Genomic DNA, 20,745 nt, shown 5'->3' on the forward strand with positions numbered 1-20,745 from the left:
ATTTAAAATGCTAAAAGACGGTTTTGTCTTTTAGCATTTTAAATGGTTGTTTTTTAAACAGACTGATAAAACGACAAAGCAGGAACCTCATTAATCGCAATTAACTTAGAAGCAAAGTCCTTCAATAAAAGCTCTCGTTCTTCTTCTGACAAACTCTGTACACCCCAGCCTACAAATGGCTCCAGCACTTCAAATCCACAATAAAATAGTTTCTCGTGATGAATTGAATACAAGCGCTCTAATAAGGGGCCTTTTCGCGACCCTTCCCCATATTCATCAGGTGATCCACCGGTCGTAATGGACAGCATTGCCTTTTTCCCTTTTAGTAAGCCATTTTCGAACCGATGGCCGCCAGCATAAGCGAATTTATAAGCTAATACCCTGTCAAACCAGCCTTTTAAAATGGCTGGAGGATCCGTCCACCAAAGCGGGAATTGGAAAATAACAAGGTCCGCCCAGTTTATTTTCGCCTGCTCGTCAGCAATATCCTTGGCAAACCCCTGTGTATCCGATGCAAAGGACTGTTCCACGAGATAATTAAAGTAATCGGGATTTTTCATTTGCAAAAAGTCTCCCCGGCCCCCGACCGGATTAAAATTCATTTCATATAAATCTGATACCTGAACAGAATAGCCTTGCTCCATCAATGTAGTGACAGCAGTATTTTTCATAGCTGCATTAAAAGACTTCGGTTCAGGGTGCGCAAACACGATTAATATATTCACTTGGACATCTTCCTTAAAGTTTTTTCTAAAACTGTTTTTGTAAAATATCTTTTTTTTGGATATCATTAGAAAATGTCTAATATACCAATCTAGAAAGAATTTAATTAAACCTCAGGAAACAAACGCTCCACTTCCACCTTCAATTCCTCCAGCAGCGGAAAAGACGATTCCACGTCGAGGCTCTCAATGACATTCCTGTAATACCACGCCTGCTGCTTCCGGCCCCGCTTGAATCTGCTCCAGACTTCCTCTCCATCCCTTTCAACATCCTGAAAAATCGACCTTACATTATGAAGCTTATCAGCACAGGCAACTACGCGAATGTCTTCAGGAGCTGTTTTTAAATACTCAATCGTGTGCTCTTTCCGTTCCTCCCAAGATAATGATTTATCTGGCTCTGAGCATCCTTCCACTATTTCGGCAACTTCTTTTCCAAATTCACTTTTAATATCCTCTAATGTAATCTCTGTATCTTCAACCGTATCATGTAAAATTCCTGCAGCGACCAATTCCTCCTTATAACCCGCTTTTTGCAAAATCAACCCTACTGCTGCCGGATGGGCGATGTAAGGGATCTTCGTACTTTTCCGGTACTGGCCTTCATGGGCCACTGCTGCCATCTGCAATGCTTTATCACTTAAATTCAATTATGCTTCCTCCTATTTCAGCCTGTTAAAGGAATAATATTCGCTTTCTAATAGGAAATCCCTTCCTAACTTAGAATCATAAGAAAAGGAAGAAGCATCACTGCTTCTTCCCTGCGTCTAATTCCATTCCTAGCTCCACAAGCGATTTATTTATACGCCACACATAATATAGGTGATGGATCAAGTCACCATGGGACTGTTTCCTGGTTGGAGCAAGCCGCTCAATCTGTTCCCGTTCTTTTTCCAATCCATAAACGGTTCCATCGTTTTCATCTCCTTTTAGAAGTGAAATGATTAACTCAATATTAAGCTCCAATTTTTCTTCGATTTGCTTAAAACTGTCTATCAATTCATCAGGGTAGTTAAATCCCTTCCGATAGGACGACGCGACCAAATGTTTCGCATAATAGTTGATCGCGGACATCACCGTAATCCACCTGGTTATAGTAGCATCACTCGGAGACCCAGGAAGGTGCAAAAGCGATTCGGCCTCATCCATAATAATTTTCAACTTTTTGTCTAAGTTGATCCCACTCTTGGAGAGCTCCTTCACGTTCACTTCTTCTCTAAAACTTTTTACATACTCTGTTACGTACGGTTTTAATTCCTCTAAATAATCATTTACAGTTTCTGATACCTTTGTCTTTGTTTTTTTCGGAAAAATAACCATCGAAACACCAAACGCAATAGCAGCACCGGCAATTGTGTCAAGTACACGAGCACTCATCAGTGAAAAAGTGATTCCTCCTAGCAAAAGGTCGTACATAAAGGCAATCAGCATCGTTATGAACAGACTCATCAAAGTGTAGGATGTTTCAATAAAGTAAAATGCTAAGAATACTACAACAAAAATCATGATGACTTCGAGCTCAGATTGACCAGAAAGAATTTTAGCCATGACAAACCCTATCACAGCTCCAGCTACGGTGCCAACAGAGCGCCTGACTCCCTTGGTGTAAATCCGGCCAATCGATTCTGTACCAAGCAGGACAATATACGCTGTCAGCAAGACCCAGTAAGGCTGCGCGGGAGAAATGAACTGGCCAACAATGACCGATAATATACCTGCAATCAACGCCTGATAGGCTTTTTTTGTTGAAGGTTTAAGACCTTGATCTTTATTAACATCAACACTTTCCTCGGAATCTTTTTCTGCCACATGATCTGTTGCCTCATCCATCTTCTCATAAATATATTTTTCCGCTTCAGCTTCTTCTGAACCCATATTTAATTTATTTTCATTTACAATAACCTTTTCGCTATGAAGCGATTGCTGGATTGTCATTGCCCCTTCAATCACATGGTTGGCTATTGATTCAATCCGGCGGATTAAAAATAGCCATTCCTCCGGTTTCTCTTCGCGATTAAACAAATCGATGATTAGGAGTCTGAGTGCCTGTACAGCCAGTTCAGCCTCTTGCAGATTCTGATTTTGATAATGATTAGCCAGAACCTCGGCATCACGGAGAGCCTCCATCACCCAAACGAGCAAGCGTCTTAATTCGTCAATTTCAAGAGCTTCAGCTTTTTTCAATCTTTGAATCGAATCAGCCAAAGTTTCAATCAACATGCCAGTGTCAAATACATATAGGCGCAGCTCTGCAGGTTTCAAGCCGGGCCAGAGCTCCTCGACATCCTCATCTTTTATATAACCAGAAACGATAATCGCATACTCCCTCAGCTTAAGGACATTTTTTTTGAGATTCTCCCTCTCTTTATCGCTCAAGCCATTTTCCTGAATACCTTTTATTAAAAGGTTAAAAGTAAGATTACTTTGGATATGAAAGGAATGAATGCTTCTTTTTAAATTTTTTGCCGTAGCTTGAAAAAGTAGAAAGTTAACCAAAAATGCATATCCGACACCTATCCAAATACCCATAAAAAACCATGGCAGCTGATCAGCTGTTAACTTCAATACGGATGAAAAATAGACCGTTATAAATCCAATTATGAAAAGTGAGAAATAGCGGACACCGAATCGAGACAAATAAAAGCTGCCAAATATAGAGAGGATTAACAGAACATCTATGTAAAATGAGTTCCCAGCAAATACAGAGCCCAACGTAATACCGATCATGGCAGAAATTCCGAGGAGTAATGTGGTTAGCTTCTTCTTATTCAATGTGTCGTCCATTACAACCATGATGCCCAGCATTCCGACTACACCTGAGACAATTGCCGGAGTGATCAGCGCAAGCCCAACTGTTCGTAAAATAAAAAGGGTTGTAAACACGGAAGCAATTAGACTGATCGTTGCTCTGCCAGCTTTATGCAAATGAATCTTTCCTGGGTCAGAAGCTAAAATTCTCCCTAGCCAGTGGTGTTTTCTATGTAAGTCCTTCATTCTGTCACCACTCGTTTCTAATGAACTAGTTTTTCATTCTAACATTCATTTATTTACTATTCCAAATTTAAGGTAAGTCCACTTTTATTTTTACCCAAAAATGCAGTATGTGAAAAGTGTATCCGCCAAAAATGGAAAGGAGATTTTATGATTAATAAAGACCCATTAAGACAAAGTTCAATAAACATCCTACCTTAATATGAGTATATGTGCATAAATCTCTCTGTTTTTCCAGAATCTTCTGCTATATTAATACTATAGAACGACTTATTTGGAGGCTGCTATGACTAGACTTACAGACCACTTGATCGTTATTTCATTTGATTGCCTTTCTGAGCATGATGTTCCTTCGCTCAGGGAGCTTCCAAATTTCAAAGATTTTATCGACAAAAGTTCATATTGCACGAAAGTCGAAACAATCTACCCTTCTGTTACCTATCCGTGCCATGCAACAATCGTGACTGGCAACCTGCCAAACCGGCATGGCATCGTGAACAATACATTCATCCAGCCAGGAAGAACTTCTCCTGACTGGTACTGGCATCGACATCATGTCAATGGGACAACCCTATACGATGAAGCTAAGTATGCTGGAATAAAGACAGCTGCCTTATTATGGCCTGTCACTGCAAAAGCGGACATCGACTTCAATATGCCGGAGATTTTCGCAAACAGGCCATGGCATCATCAGATTCCGGTTTCACTTTTTAACGGTACTCCATTGTACCAGCTTAAAATGAACTCAAAGTTTGGACACATCCGCAAGGGGCTCAGCCAGCCTGAGCTGGATGATTTCGTTCTTGAATCAACAGTCGAAACAATCAAGACAAAGAAACCAGGTTTGATGTTGATTCACTTTGTAGATCTTGATTCTCAGCGGCATATGTATGGTTTTTCATCAGATGAAGCTAATGCTGCGCTATGCCGTCATGACGAACGTTTAGGCCGGATTATCAAGGCGCTTAAAGAGGCTGGTATCTATGATCAGACAACCGTTGCAATTCTTGGCGATCACAGCGCACTTGATGAGTCTAAAGTAATCAAAATGAACGTATTATTTAGAGAACGAGGACTTATCCAAACGAATGCAGCCGGCAAAGTAACCGATTGGAAAGCTTATTGCAAAAGCTGCGACGGATCGGCTTATATTTATTTGAAGAATGAGAACGACCATGCAGCGAAAAATGCTGTTGCCGAGCTTTTAGCAGAACTGATGAAAGATAGTGGCAACGGGATCGAAACAATCATTACAGGCCAGGAAGCCAATGCCAAAGGTGCTGATGGCAATGCATTCAGAATGCTTGAAGCCGCACGAGGATATTATTTCAGCGAAGCAATTGACGGCGATTACATCGAAGAAGTAACCGAACAAGATGCAAAAACGAAGAAATATACCTACGCCTGCCATGGATACTCCCCTGAAAAGGAAGGCTACCACACCGTCTTCTTCGCAGCAGGAAAAGGAATTCGTCCAGGAATTGAAGTCCGTTCCATGCACCTAGTTGACGAAGGACCAACATTCGCGCGGCTGCTAGGCCTTGACCTTGGAAATACAGATGGTCGCATTGTAGATGGAATTTTGGATATATAGTTGGTTTCGCCTGGATATTCAAAGTCCAAGAAGGAAAATGGTCATTTGGACTAGAAATTTGAGATTAGTAAAATGATAAAAATATTTATTACTGGGGGCCAAACAATGAAAGGTTTTACGAAAGAGGAGAGCAGCTGGATCCGTTATGACTGGGCAAGCTCCGCTTATTCGATCATCATTTCGACGGCTGTTTTTCCTCTCTTCTACAAAGCAACAGCCACAAATGCCGGCGTTAGCTTGTCCAACTCGACAGCTTATCTTGGCTACACGATTGCGATTGCGACCTTCATTTTAGCATTGATTGGTCCAATACTCGGTACCATCGCCGACTACAAAGGCATGAAAAAGCGCTTTTTCACGATCTTTTTCACACTGGGTGTCACATTTACAGCAATGCTGGCCTTTGTCCCGAGCGATAACTGGCTGATGATGTTAGTCATCTATACACTCGCCGTTCTGGGATCGACCGGTTCGAATGTTTTCTATGATGCGTTTATCGTCGATGTGACCACGGATGAACGTATGGACAGAGTTTCTGCTCGTGGTTATGGAATGGGTTATATCGGGAGTACGATTCCTTTTATCATCAGTATTGCGATAATAATTTTAGCACAGACAAAGGTCCTCCCTATTTCCACCACCGTAGCTAGCCAAACGGCTTTCATCATTACCGCCCTTTGGTGGGGAATTTTTTCGATCCCTATGTTTAAAAATGTCCATCAGAAACATTATATCGAGCGCGAACCTCAATTGGTTTTACAAAGCTTCAAACGCCTGGCCAAAACATTTAAGGAAATCCGGAAATACAAGGCATTATTTTTATTCTTATTAGCTTATTTCTTCTATATTGACGGTGTCGGTACGATTATCACGATGTCTACTGCATACGGCACCGATTTAGGTATCAGCTCAACTAATCTATTAATCATTCTTTTTGCCACACAGGTCGTCGCATGGCCATTCGCGCTTCTTTTCGGAAAATTATCAGAGAAATATACCGGCAAAAAAATGCTTTACGTCGGCATTTTCATTTATGTCATTGTTTGTATTTACGCTTACTTCCTTGAAACTACAACCGACTTCTGGATCCTTGCAATGCTGGTAGCGACATCACAAGGTGGCATTCAGGCATTAAGCCGCTCCTACTTCGCAAAGCTTGTGCCAAAAGCGAACGCAAATGAATTCTTCGGCTTTTACAACATCTTTGGAAAATTCGCTTCCATCATGGGGCCGCTTATGGTCGGTTTGACAGCACAACTGACAGGCAATTCAAGCATGGGCGTCTTCAGTCTAGTGATCCTGTTCGTTATCGGTATGGTGATCCTTGCCTTCGTACCAGAACCAGAAGCAGAAAATCAGGCACCTGAAATCGTATAGTGATTAGCCTCTGGGATTCCAGAGGCTTTTTCATAAATTTTGAGTTTAAGAGGTGTTCTTACATGAAAAAGATCAAGCTAGTTCTATCAATAATTAGTGGTCTCATTCTTTTATTTTTGATTGTCACCCTGTTTAACACTCTAACTTTAAAAACACTTCAGCCTGTCCCCAAAACTTTTGGAATGACAATAGACGAAGATAAAGCAATTCAAAACCTCTCCACAGCCATTACTTTTAAAACAATCTCCTACCAAGATCGAAGCAAATTTGACTTTACTGAATTTGACCGTTTTATATCATTTTTAAAAGAAAGCTACCCTCTTGTTCATGACAAACTCGAATTAGAAATGGTGAATAAGTATGCCCTTGTTTTTAAATGGAAAGGAACAGATTCCAGTAAGCTTCCGATTGGTCTGACTAGCCATTATGATGTCGTGCCTGTTTTGGAAGGAACAGAGACTAAATGGGAACAAGGACCTTTTACAGGATTGGTTGTTGACGGAAAGATTTGGGGACGCGGCACGTTGGATGACAAAATTGGGGTTATTGGCATTCTTGAAGCAGCAGAAAACTTGCTGAAAGAAAACTATAAGCCCGAACGAGATCTTTATTTCATGTTCGGATTTGATGAAGAAATTGGCGGAGACGAAGGTGCAAGCAAAATTGTCAGTGAGCTAGAATCCAGGGGAGTTAAATTTGAATACGTTCTCGATGAAGGCGGCGCGATTGTAGAAAACATGGTGCCAGGTGTCAGCCAGCCTGTCGGGGTTGTTGGTATATCCGAGAAAGGTTCAGCAACGGCAGAGCTGACGATTGAAGGAAGCGGCGGCCACTCTTCCCAGCCGAGAAACGAGACGAATATCGGCAGGATTGCCAGAGCAATTGCAAAGCTTGAGGAAACCCAATTTCCTGCAGACCTGAAAGGCGCTGGAGAGGAGTTATTTAATTTTGTAGCACCAGAAATGAGCTTCGGGATGAAATATGTATTTGCCAATAAGACGATTTTTGAGCCAGTAATTGAAAAAATATTATTAAAGCAGCCTGCATCAGCCGCTTTAATCAGGACAACAATCGCACCAACGATTTTTCAGGCCGGAGAGCAGTACAATGCACTGCCGGAACAAGCGACTGCAATTATTAACCTTCGCCTCCTGCCAGGAGATTCATTGGACGATGTGAAAAATTTCATAGTAAAGACGATAGATGATGAGGATATTAAGGTGACAATCACCGGCAATGAAGCATCTGGCGTTTCTTCTGTAAATAGCTGGCATTTCAAAGCCATTCAGCAGAGTGCCAAAAATGTTTATCAGGACGCTGTCATCGCGCCATACCTCATGTTCGCAGGCTCGGATGCAAGGCATTATGACATTATTGCAGAAGATACCTATCGTTTTTTACCGGTACAGCTAACATCCGAAGACCTGAGCAGGATGCATGGGACGAATGAGCACATTAGCATTGAGAACTACCTGAACGCTATTAAATTTTACATGGAGGTTATGAAAGAAAGTAAATAGAATCATAAGAAAAGCTCAGTTTGACATTTACATTTGTGCTGAAGAATATGAATTTAAATTGATATTGGTATATAAAAAAGCAAACTCGCCTCAGTAATGACGAGTTTGCTTCATTTGTTTAATCGATTATTATTGACGGCTTTTAGTTTAAGAAGACATTTAATATAAATTCTTAATTTAGTTATCTATTAGGTCTGTGCCATATGAATTGTCGATTGCACAAAGCCAATTTCCTGAGGAATTCTTTTTAAAAACATATGTCGCTCTTCTATCCATTGAATACTGTTCCTCATTTTTATCAGCATCCAAATATGTTTGGGAAAGGACTAACGCAGTATCTCCTGCTTCTAAAATAATCATTGCCCCCTGAGTCGGCACAAGACTATTATTGAAATACTTTGCAATGGCAATAAATGCTTTTTTAATCTCCGCTTTACCACTTGCAATCATTCCCGGCTTTACAACCAGGATCGCATCATCGGTATAGTAATTCATTAGCGTATCAAAATCTTCCTGTTTTATTGCAATGTCGCACTTCTTAATAACTTCTTTTAGTTCGTGTTCCAACTCTATACCCCCTTGCTCGCTTTTTATCTATTATTTATATCATTCCAACTATATGCCCCTTAACACAATAAAAGTAACTTGCTATCCATTCTCAATTCGCAGAACTAGCTATGCCTAATATAATCTTAATTTCACTACGTTTTTTACGTACTCGTTTAAATCCTTCTTTCAAATCTAATATGTATACTGTTCTGCCGATCCAAATTCTTATGATAACGACTGAAATTTAATCGGTCCCTTTATACCCTTCTCTTCAAATTCAGTGCCATTTTTGTCCTCATGACCCATGTGTTCCCTAGACCGAATTCTATGTATTTCATTATAAACCCCCTATCAAATAGCACTTAGATAATGTAATTCTCTCAGAACTCTATCTTTTCCTCTTTTAATAAATGCAGCGAGAAATCAAATATTGTGATAGCAGAAGATTACTACTTTTAAACTATTTTTTTCAGCACTTTGGTCTAAAACTCTCTCTGAATTAATATTCTATTACAAAGAGACTACGTGTCTTTTAAAAAATAATGATATAGGGGAGAATACTATGTTCGCAGTCCATTTCTTCGAAAACAAAAACCAGTTATTAACTCAGCTGCTGAGGACCGTGCCAACAGAAGGCCAGGATTTAAAAATCAAAGGCCGAAAAGCAAAAGTAACTAGCGTCACAACCATCGATGAAAAGAATATCCACGTACAAGTAGCCCTAGAAGCCATCGTTAAAAACAAACAACCACTTGACCTAACAAACAAGAAAAAAAGATAAAAAAAGTTTGCTCATTTTGCTTTAACACATTAAACCGCCGGGGGTCAGACCCCCGGCGGTTTAACGCATTAACGCACTGGGGGTCAGACCCCCAGTGTATTAACGCTTTAATTTATTAAGTTGCTTTCTTTAGCATTGTACCGAGTATCCATCCGTATAGAGCATGGGCGCTTATCCAGAATAGGAATGCGTATATGCTGGTGATTTCGGGGGTTCTTTCGGATAACATGGTGGTTGGATATAGGAGCACCCCGACTGCGATGCTAAGAAAGACTGTGAATCTCTCCTTCCTCTTGATCCCCCAAGCTTTTTTCAGCATGTAAGCTTGGATTGATATAGCTAATAGAATAGAAATAACCAGATGAATTCCAAATTCCCCCGCCTCTGGGATTTCATAGTTTTTTAGCACAGGAACATATTCAACATTCAGCAGCAGTAAATATACTTTCAGATTTGTTATGTATTCTACTATTTTTAAAATGAGACCCAGGATCACCCCCGAAATGATCCCTGCCATCCCTGCCTTAACTATTTGAGCAAAATTCAACTCATGTCCCTCCTCTCGAAAGCAATTTCAGGTTTGAAGTTCCATTTCCAATCATTTAAATAATTTATTCCATTTTATCATGATTATTTTCTCGAATTAACCTAAGCAAAGCCTAAAAAAAAATATTAGAAAAAATGTTATTTTTTTCAAATTATGCAAAAATATTTATTTTTAATTATTCTCTAATTATAATAAATAATATAAAAATTACTTTTTTAGGAGGTAGATTTTGAATACATCAATCAAAATTCCGCTTAGAGAAATCTCTACTAAATTGAACAGCTTAAAAGAAACTCTGGCTAACCAGAGATATATTGCAGATGAAAACAATTATTCTATTAATATAGATGACTCTCTCCGCAATTGGCGGGAAAATCTCATAATGATATTCGCGAGCTCTATCAATGAAGACTTAAATAAAACTTATGAAAATTTAAAATTTTGGGGATTAGATAGTGTACATCTCCTAGTGAATTTGGAGTTGCCATTGGATCTAGCAATTGAAGAAGTTCGTTTTTATCGAAATACAATTGGTGAAATTATAAAAGAAGAAGCAATTAAATATAACTTTTCCCTTCCTGACTTTTATGAAATCATTTCCCGCTTTGATTCAGTCGTTGACCGGGCTGTATATTGGCTCAGTTTATCTTATTCTAACACCTATGCCTCAAGAATTTATGCCGCAGAAGCAACAGCTCTAGAACTTTCCATACCAATCGTACGTGTAACTGAAGAAATTGGCGTTCTTCCGATCATTGGTGATATCGATACGAAGAGATCCCAGGAACTAATGGATAAAGCATTACAATATGGTACTGGTCTTGACTTACAACATATCGTCATAGATTTATCCGGAGTGCCCATCATTGACACAATGGTAGCAAGCCACCTTTTAAGGGTAATCGATGGTCTTAAATTAGTTGGAATTAATGTGATTGTAACGGGAATCCGCCCAGAAATCGCCCAAACCATCGTTAACCTTGGGATTAGGCTGGATGGAATCTCGACCTTCTCTAGTCTGCATCACGCGATAAAATACATTCAAAAAAATCTGCAACCTGAAATGCATCCTTAATTTTAAGGATGTTTTTTCTTTTTTATCGAGCTTTCACAGCACGAAAACTACTATTTCGCCTTTCGAAAAAGATGCTACAATATGGTTATACCTAAATCTAAAAGGAGCTTGAGTGATGATACATAACATTGAAATAAAAAATGAAAATCTGCACGGCTCATTTAGTAATGAATACGAACCTATCCTAACTGTACAATCTGGTGATACCGTCAGAATGCAAACTCCTGATATTGAATGGGGCTATTCCAAATCAAATGGAGAAGAAAGAGTTTTTTTCAAATCCAAAGTAAAAGAGGCAGACCCTCGTCATCCGATGATCGGTCCTATTAAAATCGCTGATGCTAAACCGGGCATGGTACTCGAAGTAAAATTGAATGATATAGTCCCTGGCTGGTACGGAAAAAATTGGGCAGGCGGGAAATCAAGCTGGCAAAATGATAACCTTGGCTTAACAAATTCAGAGAGAATCCGTCTGGATTGGGAATTAAACACAAAGACGATGACAGGTACTACTCATATCGGTATCCGACCGTTCCATGTTAGCCTCAACCCTTTCATTGGATTAATGGGGGTTGCTCCTGCAGAAGCGGGTGTGCATGTTACCTCTCCTCCCCGCTATTGTGGAGGAAATCTTGATTGCAAAGAACTGGGCAGAGGAAGCAGCCTCTTTCTTCCAATCGCAGTTGAAGGAGCTCTCTTTTCTATCGGTGATGGACATGCTGCTCAGGGAGATGGAGAAGTATCCGGCACTGCGATAGAATGCCCAATGGATTTAGTCGATATCACCCTGATCTTAAGGGATGACCTTCAGCTCACCATGCCAAGGGCACTCACTCCATCCGGCTGGGTTACCTTTGGTTTCAATGAAGATTTAAACCTTGCAGCCGCACAGGCTCTTAACGAAATGACCGAATTAATACGTGAAACCTACCAAATTGAAAAAACAGAAGCCTTAGCCCTTGCAAGTGTGGCAGTTGATCTGAGGGTCACACAGGTAGTTAACGGTGTAAAAGGTGTCCATGCAGTTTTACCACATGGTTCAATCCGATAAAATGGGTCCCTGTTCAATCACCGGAATTGTGATAAAACAGGGGCTTTTCTTATTAAACGATCAGCATACAGTTATCCTGGTCCTCTATATGCTTAATGACATCAACCAGGCTTTTTTCTGCCATTGATTTCAGCCGCAGCACATGTTTTTCAAAACTCAATGTTTCCGTTACTGGATTGGGGACAATGATACATCTTAACCCAGCTGCCACTGCTGCTGTCAGTCCATTCAAAGAATCTTCAAAAGCAATTGCATTTTTAGAATCGATTCTCAAATCTGTTAACGCTTTTATATATAATTCCGGTGCTGGCTTTACTTTTTCAACATCATCTCTAGTGACGATCACTTCAAAATAGTTCAATAACTCCAACTCTCTAAGAAAATGAGTGACCCACTCACGCGAAGAACTAGAAGCGAGACCGATTTTTAATCCCAAAGCTTTTGCTTCATCCAAATACTCCTGTACGCCTTCACGAGCCTTTGCTTCCACCATTTTAATTTTATGTATTGAATATGCCCTCTTCTTAATATCATCAATGTTACAGCTTTCGCCAAGCTTTTCCTTGATGTATCCATACAAAGCTGTATCGTCTGTACCTATGCATTTTGCAAACTCGCTGAGTGGCAGATCAGCCTGATAAAAGTTCATTGCTTCCTTGAATGCCTCGTACCAGGCAGTTTCCGTATCAATTATCAGTCCATCAAAATCAAAAATAATCGCAGAAATCATTGTAAACCTCCCTTTCCTCATTAATTCAGACGATTTTTAGGCAGAAACGTTTCATGTATCTTTTAAAGTATGAAAAATGATACTCGTTGATAATTATTCCATTAAATTACAAACGGAACTAGGATGATCGTGAAAAAGCTTTTTTTTACTGGGGAAATTTTTATTGAACTTTTTCTGAAATGCAATAAAAAAAATCTAGTCGAGGACTAGATTTTTTTCTTTAAATCTTCTCTTATCATTTCAATCAAGTCATCAGTCAAATTCGCTGGAAAAGATGTTCCTTCCTTAAAGACCCAGGCGTTCACCATTTCTAGGTCGGATTTGTTAAAAGTAATACTGTAATCTTCATTTTGATGTGAAAAATCAGCTGTAACATGTTCATCACCATTCGATTCATCATCTATGATCAGGTTCTTCATTTCATATGGCTTCAAGGTTAATCTCCTTTTTATTAATAGGGTTAACCATAAAGTTTTGTTTATTCATTTTTTAGAAAAGGCTTAAATGCTCACTTCTTCAATACTCCTAAGTAGGACTCCCAAGGCCCAACATCCAACATGTATCTTTGAGCCATTACCCGTACAATTTGAGAAATATGGGTTAAATCATGAACAACCCAGGTTGAAATCAATTCCCTTGCCTTCACTTCTCCGAATTCAGGGTGTAATCCCGTCAATTCAAGCTGCTGTTCATCTATGATTAGAGAGTTTAGTTTAGCTATATTTTCATTCCTTAATACTTTAAATTCAAGGAACTTAGTATTCATTGAATAAGGTGCACTTTCTTTTAAATGGGCAAAGCGATCAAAGGCAGGAAATAGTTGCTCTTCTCCTTCTTGTAAAATGGATTCAAGCCTGGGAATCCAATTGGTTTTCTCTGCCTCAATGAGATGATCAATCACTTGAGAGGCATTCCAGGTTCCCTCACCTTCGTTGCATTGCAGCCATCCATCAGAAAGATCCGATAAAATTAGCTCCATTGTTTGAGGCGTTCGTTCCAGTATTTCAATCGCTTCTTTAAGGTTAAAATTCATTTTTGCAACTCCTTACTTTATGAATCTTGTATGGATACTGAATCGAATACTAGTAAAGAAACTGTCCGATACTATTCTTTTCGCGAAAAATGGTCTCTATATAAATCTTTTCATCCTTAAGGGGATAAAAGCACCTGAGCCATATACTGACTTAACAGTTCCATCCCTTCATCAACCTGCTTTGACTTGCCTTCCTTGACTTTAAATTTACTTAGCTCAATCTGCAGAAAATCCTCAATTTTCCTTTCAAGTTTACAGTTTACGGATAAAATTAAAAAAAGTTTTCAGTTTAATTCAATCATATTTCCTAAGCTGTAATACAATGTCACACGGCTGTTCTTTTTCTGAAAAAATATAATGATATGATAGACTTGTCTGATTTATTTTATAAAAAGAGAGTGAAAACGATGAATATAAAGCTTGCTGTAGAACAGCTGAATATATCTGGCATTGCAGCCAGCGAAGAAGAAGTCTTGAGATGGATTAATGAAGGGAAAATCAAGGCTGAAATACCACAAAGAAGGAACGCATCATACAATATTAATCCTAAGGATCTCACCGGTTTCATCATTCAACAGCATACCGAGAGCCTTACTGAACAGCTTGAGAAATCCAAACATGAAAACCGAAAGCTTTCAGATGAACTAGAACTTTTAAAAACCCGTATACATATTGAACAATCAAAGGTCAGAACACTGAAAAAAATGCTGAACGCCCAGATCGAAGCAGCCGGGACAAATTCTTTTCATTATGAAGAAATGTTAGGATTAAACCCCGATTCTAACGGACTGGCTCTTAAAAAAGAGTTTAAAAAACTCCTGAAAGCGCTCCATCCCGACCGAGGTGGCGATGAAAGGCTTTTTAGGGTGTTTAATGAGCACTATGAGAATTTGAAGTAAGCTCGGTAAAATGATTAGAAACAGCAGGATCCCCTGCTGTTTCTTTTGTCACTACTTACTTTTATAGAACCTGTCCCTAACCCTCTTCAAACGTGAATGGTAATTCAAAATATCAAGTCTCGCCTTCTCAGCTTCTGGAGCGATGGGCCTCAAGTTTTCAATATCCCAGTAATCAATGATCACATCAAGCACCTGATCGAAATATTCAAGCGGTCCATAGTTTGCCTCTTTTGCAATGATTGCCATACGATTATCAAAGTCTGGCATTACAGCACCTGGCATTTGGAAGTTCATGATAACCTTGCCCAAGTAGTAGCAATAATTCGGCTCTAACTCGAGATGGTATTTAATCACATCTCGATAGAAAGCATAATGCAAGGTTTCATCTTTCGCAAGGCGCCTCAGAAGTGAAGAAAGATCTTTGTCATGCGGACCAGCCACCTTAGCGACATTGTAGTAAAACACCATTGTCGCAAGCTCCTGCATAGAGGTATAAACCATTGTCTCGAAAGGCGTATGGAAGTTAGGATTCCAGCCATTTTCAAGCGTCATTTTATGTAGTTGATGAAGCCTCATAGGATCGACATTTCTAGTAAGTAAGAGATAAGTTTCCAGCAGGTTTGAATGCTGATCCTCCTCCGCTGTCCACGTATGGACAAAATCCTTGATGACTGTCAAAGAACCTTTAAAGGTCTGATCTAAGTACGATGTAAACCAAGGAAGGTTCACCTCGGTTAGAAGTGCTGTTTCTATCGCTGTGATCACTGGCGCAGGCAATGTTACCTGACTTTCATCCCATGGCACTCTCCTAAAATCCATACCCTTATCCCACGGCAGAAACTCATGATAACCCCAGTCAACCTTCTCAGCACGCAGCTTATGCTCCTCATACAGTTCCATAATCCTAGGTTCCAGTCTAAAATCCAAATGATTCGTTAACAAAATAGCCCCTCCATCAATTTAACGCATTAACTCGTTGGGGGTCAGACCCCCGAGGCGGTGATGCGTTAAAGCGTTTGTTCGCTAATTAATAAGTTGGTATTATGACCTGTTACTAAATTTATTATATCATATTTTTCTGAACTTTACTTTGATGAGTCTCTGTTATTAAATAAATAGTACCTTTGGATTATGGTTTTATGAACAGATACAAATTGTCCATAGAACCGGTAATGACTTTCAACTTTTGTATGTAAAGTACATTAAATCCTTCAATTCAAAATACCTTATAGAGAATAGCAAAGATCACACCAAATCAGCTATAATAGAATGGTTTTTCTAATACAGATTCTAAGGAGTTAATCATGACAGCCATAAAAAAGATCACCCCCCAATATGACCCCTGGGAAGCCTATATGGATATTGAACAATATGGCAAACCTCAGCTTACTAATATTGAATTCACTACCACGACTCTTTGCAATATGCGTTGTGAGCATTGTGCGGTAGGTTACACTCTTCAACCGAAGGACCCGGCAGCTCTTCCTTTAGGATTGCTTCTGCAAAGGCTAGATGAAATTCCAAAATTAAGATCCTTAAGTATTACCGGTGGAGAACCGATGCTCTCGCTTACATCAGTAAAAGATTATGTCGTTCCAATTTTAAAGTATGCTCATGAAAGAGGTGTACGTACACAAATTAATTCTAATTTAACTGTGGATTTAGCTCGATATGAGTTAATCATTCCCTATCTAGATGTATTACATATTTCACACAACTGGGGAACCGTCGATGATTTCGTCGAGGGCGGATTCGCAAGAATGGAGAAAAAGCCAGATTATCTACAGCGGGAAAAATATTTTGAGAGAATGATAGAAAATAGCAGAGACCTAGTAAAGGCAGGAGTAATGGTATCTGCAGAAACAATGTTAAACAAACGGACATTGCCTCATTTAGAAAAAATACATAATCAAATCGTAAATGAAATGCTCTGTCAAAGACATGAGGTGCACCCTATGTACCCTAGCGATTTTGCAAGCAATTTGGAAGTGTTAACACTAGAGGAAATCAGGTCAGCCATCCATCATCTGCTCGATGTCCGAGATGAAAATGTTTGGATGTTATTCGGCACTCTGCCATTCTATGCATGCAGCCATAACCCAGACGACCTAAGCCTTCTGGAACGTCTGTATAACAGTAAAAATGTAACGGTACGCAATGATCCAGACGGCCGTTCCCGTTTGAATGTAAATATTTTTAATGGCGATGTTATCGTTACCGATTTTGGCGATACACCGCCACTGGGAAATGTTCAAACTACTAACCTGCAAGAGGCCTTTGATAAGTGGCAGGCATCCGAACTGTCCAAAGAGCTAAGCTGCCATTGCCCAGCTGTTTCGTGCCTTGGTCCGAATATATTAGTTAAAAATAGTTATTATAAAGATTATGATTTTAGTAAACTTCAAAATAAGATCAGCAAAGAAAAAGCTGGCAGCTTGTAATTATAAATGAAATAAAATAGAGCGATGCTTTCAGTAGCATCGCTCTCGTCATTAGTAGAATTGCGCATCTTGTGTTATTGGCGATATTCACCTAAAAACGAAAAAATCCCAACTCCTTTTAAAAGAGTTGGGATCTTTATTCATCTACTTATCAATACTCCATATCCTTCGTAACCCCGCCAACACCCCAATACTTCCCAGGCACTTGCTGGACAATCACCCTCACCTGCTCAGGCTTCACATCAAGAGTCCTAACTGCAGTATCCGTTATACCAGCAATCAGCTCCCTGATCTTCTCATCGCTCCGGCCCTCAAGCACCTGAACCTGAATAATCGGCATCCCTTTCCCTCATTCCTTCACCGCATTACACCAAAGGGGGTCAGACCCCCGCCGCTTCACCGCGTTGCTCCACCGGGGGTCTGACCCCCAGTGCTTTAGAGTGTTAAAATCCTAGTAATCTAGGAATGAATAATGTCGTCTGATCCCAGTAAGTAACCACGAATAGCATAACAATTCCTACTAGGAGCATTGGTGCGACGGCCTTAACTAACCGTTCGAATTTCACTTCCGCTATGGATGATACGATGAATAGTCCGGTTCCGACTGGTGGTGTCAGCAATCCGATTGTAAGGTTGATACAGATGATAACGCCGAAGTGAATCGGGTCGATCTGAAAACCTGTTACCAATGGCATGAACACCGGAACGAGTATGATCAACGCAGCAATTCCATCCAGCAGCGTACCAACAAACAGTAAGAACAAATTCACCAGGAGCAAGAACACAAATGGATTATCTGAAATGGACAGCATCGAGTTTGCAATCAGCTGCGGAATCTGCTCAAACGCAATCAGCCAGCCAAATAAATTGGCCATGGCAATCAGGAATGTCACCGTTGCTGTACCAATTACCGTGTTAACAAGGATAGGTCCAAGATGATTCCATTTTAACTCCTTATAGAAAAATAGTCCGACGATAAAAGCAATAAAACTTGCTACGGCAGCAGATTCCGTCGCTGTAAACGCTCCACTTAAAATACCAACGGTAATGACGATTGGCACTAAAAGCGCAGGCATAACTTTTATAAAAGAATCCCATATTTGCTGAAAGCTAGCCCTCTCACTCCGCGGAAAATTATGCTTGATGCCCATGTAGGCAATTAATGCAATAAACCCAAGCCCGAAAATAATTCCGGGAATGATACCTGCCATGAACAGTCCGCCAATGGATGTACCGGAAAGAGTACCATAAATGATGAAGATCATGCTCGGCGGAATAATCGGTGCCACAATCGATGATGCAAGTGTGATTGCCGAGGCAAATTCCCGATTATATCCTTCCTTTTCCATTTCAGGAACCATGACCTTGCTCATCATCGCTGCCTGAGCGTTCGCAGAACCTAGAATTGAAGCAAGGAACATATTAGCAATGACCGTAACATATGCAAGCCCCCCGCGAACATGGCCAACTAGCGTGCGGGCAAATAAGACCAGCCTGTTCGTAATCCCGCCTCTATTCATTAATTCCCCTGTTAGCATGAAGAGCGGAATCGCAAGCAGCCCGAAGTTTTCCATTCCAGAATACAACCGTTGAGGTGTCGAATCCAGCAGCATAGTATTGCCTGTCACTAAAAAATACACAATTGTCGTCATCCCAAGGACCAATGAAATCGGAATGCCTATTAATAAAAATAGAAAAAAGGCAGCAACAACCAGAACCATCATAGGGCTTCACCCTCCTTCGAAACCTCAGAAACATGATTAATGTTACGACCCTTAGCAATTTCCAGAAGATTACTGATTAAATGAATGGTTGAAAAAAGTAGGCCAATCGGTAATATCGAATACGGAATCCACATCGGAAGCAGGATTGCACTCGACTTTTGGATCGCTACTGTTGGCGAACTAATCCATTTAAAGCAGTAAAACAGCAGTAATGCCATAAAAAGAAGCATAAAAACATGGGCAATGATTCCAACTACCTTTTGGATGCTATTTGGCAGCAGATCTGTAACCAGCGTTACAGATGCCTGTGTTTTATACTTCAAACCAAGGCTGCCACCGATAAACGTTATGTAAATCAATAGAAAAATTGATATTTCTCCTGCCCAAAATAGGGGCACTTTAAATAAATAGCGGAAGATAACTGCAGCAGTCACTATAACCGCCATTGCAAACATGAGGATAATAGCCAGTTTCTTTTCGAAACTGGCTACCAAATTGCTTAGGTAGGTCACGTATTTCCCTCCAATTACTTGCGGAATGTGTCCATGAATTCTTTGATTAAAGGATCTGTTGAACCATACTTTTCATCGAATTGCTTAATATACGGCTCGAATAATTTTTGATCGATTTCATAGATTTTCATACCACTGTCGCTAAGTGTTTTCTTAAACTCTTCTTCTTGTGCTGCACGAGTTTTTGCAGAATAGTCAGCCGCCGCTTTAATCGACTCATCAATAATCTTTTTATCAGCATCTGACATCTTGTCATACTTCCCTTTATTCATCATCGCTACAGCTGGCCAAACCATGTGGTTTGTTACAGCACCGTATTTGGCAACTTCATAATACTTATTCGTGATAGTTGCATCTAAATCCATGTCCATTCCATCAATAACACCTGTCTGGATTGCAGCGTATACTTCAGGAAGCGGCAATGATTCAGGAGAAGCTCCCATAGATTTGTAAAAATCCTGCAGCGGAGGGCTTGGCGTTACACGGAAAGATAATCCCTTCATGTCTTCAGGTTTTTTTACTTCCTTATCCTTGAAAAGCATAACTCGGTTGCCAGCGAAAACGTAATCCAATCCTTTAATTCCCTGGCTATCCAAAGTACCAAGAATCTTCTTTGCTACTTCAGTGTCCCGTGCAGCGTTTGTAGCTTCCAGGTCTTCAAATGCATAAGGCGCAAACCACGCAGTAAAAGCCGGAGCACGTGAACTCATGTAAGCAGCTGTAATGAAACCGAAGTCAACAGAACCTGAAGAAATCTGCTGAACCATATCTGCTTCAGTCCCTAACTGGCTTGACGGGTAAATTTCAACCTGCATCCTGCCATCAGAACGCTTGTTAAGCTCTTCTTTAAACTTCTCAGCAGCCTTATGCCACATATGATCAGTTGGGGTAATATGCGCAAGCTTGAAAGTATATTTCTCACCAGATCCTGCCGCAGGCTTTGCGTCCGTGTCACTGCTGCATGCAGCAGTCGTTAAAATTAGCACAAAGACTAAAAGTGTAAGCCCTAAATTCCTTAATCTCTTCATTTCTCGCACCCCTTTTTCTTTTTATAACACATGTAAACGCTGTCATTATGCTGGATTACAATTTTCCCAAGCTGTCTCTACTGTGATTATAGTCACTTTTTTTGGGTAAAAGTGTAAACTGCTTAACATAGAAATGTGAATTTTATCATTATATTCTGAATATTTTAAACT

Annotated in this window: 21 protein-coding genes and 1 pseudogene; 8 read left to right on the forward strand and 14 right to left on the reverse strand. The window is 40.0% G+C overall.

Going from position 1 to position 20,745, the window contains the following annotated elements; translation table 11 throughout:
- Positions 1-53 precede the first annotated feature (53 nt).
- From V7654_RS21455 to V7654_RS21465, 3 genes are all read right to left on the reverse strand, one after another.
- Positions 54-725, reverse strand: coding sequence for an NAD(P)H-dependent oxidoreductase (locus V7654_RS21455; RefSeq protein WP_335432881.1), 672 nt, complete (start codon positions 723-725; stop codon positions 54-56).
- A gap of 104 nt (positions 726-829) precedes the next feature.
- Positions 830-1,372, reverse strand: coding sequence for an HD domain-containing protein (locus tag V7654_RS21460; protein ID WP_335432882.1), 543 nt, complete (start codon positions 1,370-1,372; stop codon positions 830-832).
- Between the two features lie 97 nt (positions 1,373-1,469).
- Positions 1,470-3,716 (reverse strand): FUSC family protein, encoded by a 2,247-nt coding sequence (locus V7654_RS21465; RefSeq protein ID WP_335432883.1) that lies wholly within the window; start codon positions 3,714-3,716, stop codon positions 1,470-1,472.
- Between the two features lie 283 nt (positions 3,717-3,999).
- On the opposite strand from V7654_RS21465, the gene V7654_RS21470 reads away from it, so the two are divergent.
- From V7654_RS21470 to V7654_RS21480, 3 genes are all read left to right on the forward strand, one after another.
- Positions 4,000-5,307: an alkaline phosphatase family protein gene (locus V7654_RS21470; protein WP_335432884.1), complete on the forward strand. Its 1,308-nt coding sequence runs from the start codon at positions 4,000-4,002 to the stop codon at positions 5,305-5,307.
- A gap of 105 nt (positions 5,308-5,412) precedes the next feature.
- The gene (locus V7654_RS21475; protein WP_335432885.1) at positions 5,413-6,684 is read left to right on the forward strand and encodes an MFS transporter; all 1,272 of its coding nucleotides are present in this window, start codon (positions 5,413-5,415) and stop codon (positions 6,682-6,684) included.
- 62 nt (positions 6,685-6,746) lie between these two features.
- The gene (locus V7654_RS21480) at positions 6,747-8,204 is read left to right on the forward strand and encodes a M20 family peptidase (protein ID WP_335432886.1); all 1,458 of its coding nucleotides are present in this window, start codon (positions 6,747-6,749) and stop codon (positions 8,202-8,204) included.
- 177 nt (positions 8,205-8,381) lie between these two features.
- Here V7654_RS21480 and V7654_RS21485 read toward each other — a convergent pair whose 3' ends face one another.
- The gene (locus tag V7654_RS21485; protein ID WP_335432887.1) at positions 8,382-8,771 is read right to left on the reverse strand and encodes a YybH family protein; all 390 of its coding nucleotides are present in this window, start codon (positions 8,769-8,771) and stop codon (positions 8,382-8,384) included.
- 91 nt (positions 8,772-8,862) lie between these two features.
- A pseudogene (locus tag V7654_RS21490) lies at positions 8,863-9,091 on the reverse strand (DUF3977 family protein).
- A 224-nt stretch (positions 9,092-9,315) separates the two neighbouring features.
- Between V7654_RS21490 and V7654_RS21495 the strand changes: the two are divergent.
- Positions 9,316-9,534 (forward strand): hypothetical protein, encoded by a 219-nt coding sequence (locus tag V7654_RS21495; RefSeq protein ID WP_335432888.1) that lies wholly within the window; start codon positions 9,316-9,318, stop codon positions 9,532-9,534.
- 115 nt (positions 9,535-9,649) lie between these two features.
- Here V7654_RS21495 and V7654_RS21500 read toward each other — a convergent pair whose 3' ends face one another.
- Positions 9,650-10,081 carry a hypothetical protein gene (locus V7654_RS21500; RefSeq protein ID WP_335432889.1) on the reverse strand — a complete coding sequence of 144 codons (432 nt, stop codon included), beginning with the start codon at positions 10,079-10,081 and terminating at the stop codon, positions 9,650-9,652.
- Between the two features lie 229 nt (positions 10,082-10,310).
- Here V7654_RS21500 and V7654_RS21505 point away from each other — a divergent pair, with 229 nt between their 5' ends.
- Positions 10,311-11,156 carry an STAS domain-containing protein gene (locus V7654_RS21505; RefSeq protein WP_335432890.1) on the forward strand — a complete coding sequence of 282 codons (846 nt, stop codon included), beginning with the start codon at positions 10,311-10,313 and terminating at the stop codon, positions 11,154-11,156.
- A 115-nt stretch (positions 11,157-11,271) separates the two neighbouring features.
- A complete protein-coding gene (locus V7654_RS21510; RefSeq protein ID WP_335432891.1) occupies positions 11,272-12,207 on the forward strand; it encodes an acetamidase/formamidase family protein in 936 nt (311 codons plus the stop codon).
- A gap of 52 nt (positions 12,208-12,259) precedes the next feature.
- Here V7654_RS21510 and V7654_RS21515 read toward each other — a convergent pair whose 3' ends face one another.
- The 3 genes from V7654_RS21515 to V7654_RS21525 all read right to left on the reverse strand — a co-directional run bounded on the left by V7654_RS21515 (position 12,260) and on the right by V7654_RS21525 (position 13,970).
- Entirely contained in the window at positions 12,260-12,934 is a 675-nt protein-coding gene (locus V7654_RS21515; RefSeq protein ID WP_335432920.1) for an HAD family hydrolase, read from the reverse strand.
- Between the two features lie 209 nt (positions 12,935-13,143).
- Positions 13,144-13,371, reverse strand: a complete 228-nt coding sequence (locus V7654_RS21520) for a hypothetical protein (RefSeq protein WP_335432892.1) — start codon at positions 13,369-13,371, stop codon at positions 13,144-13,146.
- Positions 13,372-13,445: 74 nt separating this feature from the next.
- Positions 13,446-13,970 (reverse strand): DinB family protein, encoded by a 525-nt coding sequence (locus tag V7654_RS21525; RefSeq protein ID WP_335432893.1) that lies wholly within the window; start codon positions 13,968-13,970, stop codon positions 13,446-13,448.
- Between the two features lie 362 nt (positions 13,971-14,332).
- Between V7654_RS21525 and V7654_RS21530 the strand changes: the two genes are divergently transcribed.
- Complete coding sequence (locus V7654_RS21530; RefSeq protein WP_335432894.1) at positions 14,333-14,869, forward strand: J domain-containing protein; 537 nt, start codon at positions 14,333-14,335, stop codon at positions 14,867-14,869.
- Between the two features lie 51 nt (positions 14,870-14,920).
- Here V7654_RS21530 and V7654_RS21535 read toward each other — a convergent pair whose 3' ends face one another.
- Positions 14,921-15,811, reverse strand: coding sequence for an acyl-ACP desaturase (locus V7654_RS21535; RefSeq protein ID WP_335432895.1), 891 nt, complete (start codon positions 15,809-15,811; stop codon positions 14,921-14,923).
- A gap of 362 nt (positions 15,812-16,173) precedes the next feature.
- Between V7654_RS21535 and yfkAB the strand changes: the two genes are divergently transcribed.
- Entirely contained in the window at positions 16,174-17,310 is a 1,137-nt protein-coding gene (yfkAB, locus tag V7654_RS21540) for a radical SAM/CxCxxxxC motif protein YfkAB (RefSeq protein ID WP_335432896.1), read from the forward strand.
- Between the two features lie 151 nt (positions 17,311-17,461).
- Here yfkAB and V7654_RS21545 read toward each other — a convergent pair whose 3' ends face one another.
- The 4 genes from V7654_RS21545 to V7654_RS21560 all read right to left on the reverse strand — a co-directional run bounded on the left by V7654_RS21545 (position 17,462) and on the right by V7654_RS21560 (position 20,574).
- Entirely contained in the window at positions 17,462-17,650 is a 189-nt protein-coding gene (locus tag V7654_RS21545) for a 2-hydroxymuconate tautomerase family protein (RefSeq protein WP_335432897.1), read from the reverse strand.
- 103 nt (positions 17,651-17,753) lie between these two features.
- Complete coding sequence (locus V7654_RS21550; protein ID WP_438825333.1) at positions 17,754-19,031, reverse strand: TRAP transporter large permease; 1,278 nt, start codon at positions 19,029-19,031, stop codon at positions 17,754-17,756.
- The gene (locus V7654_RS21555; RefSeq protein WP_335432899.1) at positions 19,031-19,546 is read right to left on the reverse strand and encodes a TRAP transporter small permease; all 516 of its coding nucleotides are present in this window, start codon (positions 19,544-19,546) and stop codon (positions 19,031-19,033) included. Before V7654_RS21555 ends, V7654_RS21550 begins: the two co-directional genes overlap by 1 nt.
- 14 nt (positions 19,547-19,560) lie before the next feature.
- Positions 19,561-20,574, reverse strand: a complete 1,014-nt coding sequence (locus V7654_RS21560) for a TRAP transporter substrate-binding protein (RefSeq protein ID WP_335432900.1) — start codon at positions 20,572-20,574, stop codon at positions 19,561-19,563.
- Between the last annotated feature and the right edge of the window lie 171 nt (positions 20,575-20,745).

Origin of the sequence: Bacillus sp. JJ1609, assembly GCF_036967045.1 — a bacterium.
Classification (GTDB): Bacteria; Bacillota; Bacilli; order Bacillales; family Cytobacillaceae; genus Mesobacillus.

Bases quoted from the DNA above. Each gene is read 5' to 3' on its own strand.
- V7654_RS21465 (WP_335432883.1), bottom strand. From the start codon at position 3,716: ATGAAGGACTTACATAGAAAACACCACTGGCTAGGGAGAATTTTAGCT.
- V7654_RS21470 (WP_335432884.1), top strand. From the start codon at position 4,000: ATGACTAGACTTACAGACCACTTGATCGTTATTTCATTTGATTGCCTT.
- V7654_RS21475 (WP_335432885.1), top strand. From the start codon at position 5,413: ATGAAAGGTTTTACGAAAGAGGAGAGCAGCTGGATCCGTTATGACTGG.
- V7654_RS21480 (WP_335432886.1), top strand. From the start codon at position 6,747: ATGAAAAAGATCAAGCTAGTTCTATCAATAATTAGTGGTCTCATTCTT.
- V7654_RS21495 (WP_335432888.1), top strand. From the start codon at position 9,316: ATGTTCGCAGTCCATTTCTTCGAAAACAAAAACCAGTTATTAACTCAG.
- V7654_RS21510 (WP_335432891.1), top strand. From the start codon at position 11,272: ATGATACATAACATTGAAATAAAAAATGAAAATCTGCACGGCTCATTT.
- V7654_RS21525 (WP_335432893.1), bottom strand. From the start codon at position 13,970: ATGAATTTTAACCTTAAAGAAGCGATTGAAATACTGGAACGAACGCCT.
- V7654_RS21530 (WP_335432894.1), top strand. From the start codon at position 14,333: ATGATAGACTTGTCTGATTTATTTTATAAAAAGAGAGTGAAAACGATG.
- yfkAB (WP_335432896.1), top strand. From the start codon at position 16,174: ATGACAGCCATAAAAAAGATCACCCCCCAATATGACCCCTGGGAAGCC.
- V7654_RS21545 (WP_335432897.1), bottom strand. From the start codon at position 17,650: ATGCCGATTATTCAGGTTCAGGTGCTTGAGGGCCGGAGCGATGAGAAG.
- V7654_RS21550 (WP_438825333.1), bottom strand. From the start codon at position 19,031: ATGGTTCTGGTTGTTGCTGCCTTTTTTCTATTTTTATTAATAGGCATT.
- V7654_RS21560 (WP_335432900.1), bottom strand. From the start codon at position 20,574: ATGAAGAGATTAAGGAATTTAGGGCTTACACTTTTAGTCTTTGTGCTA.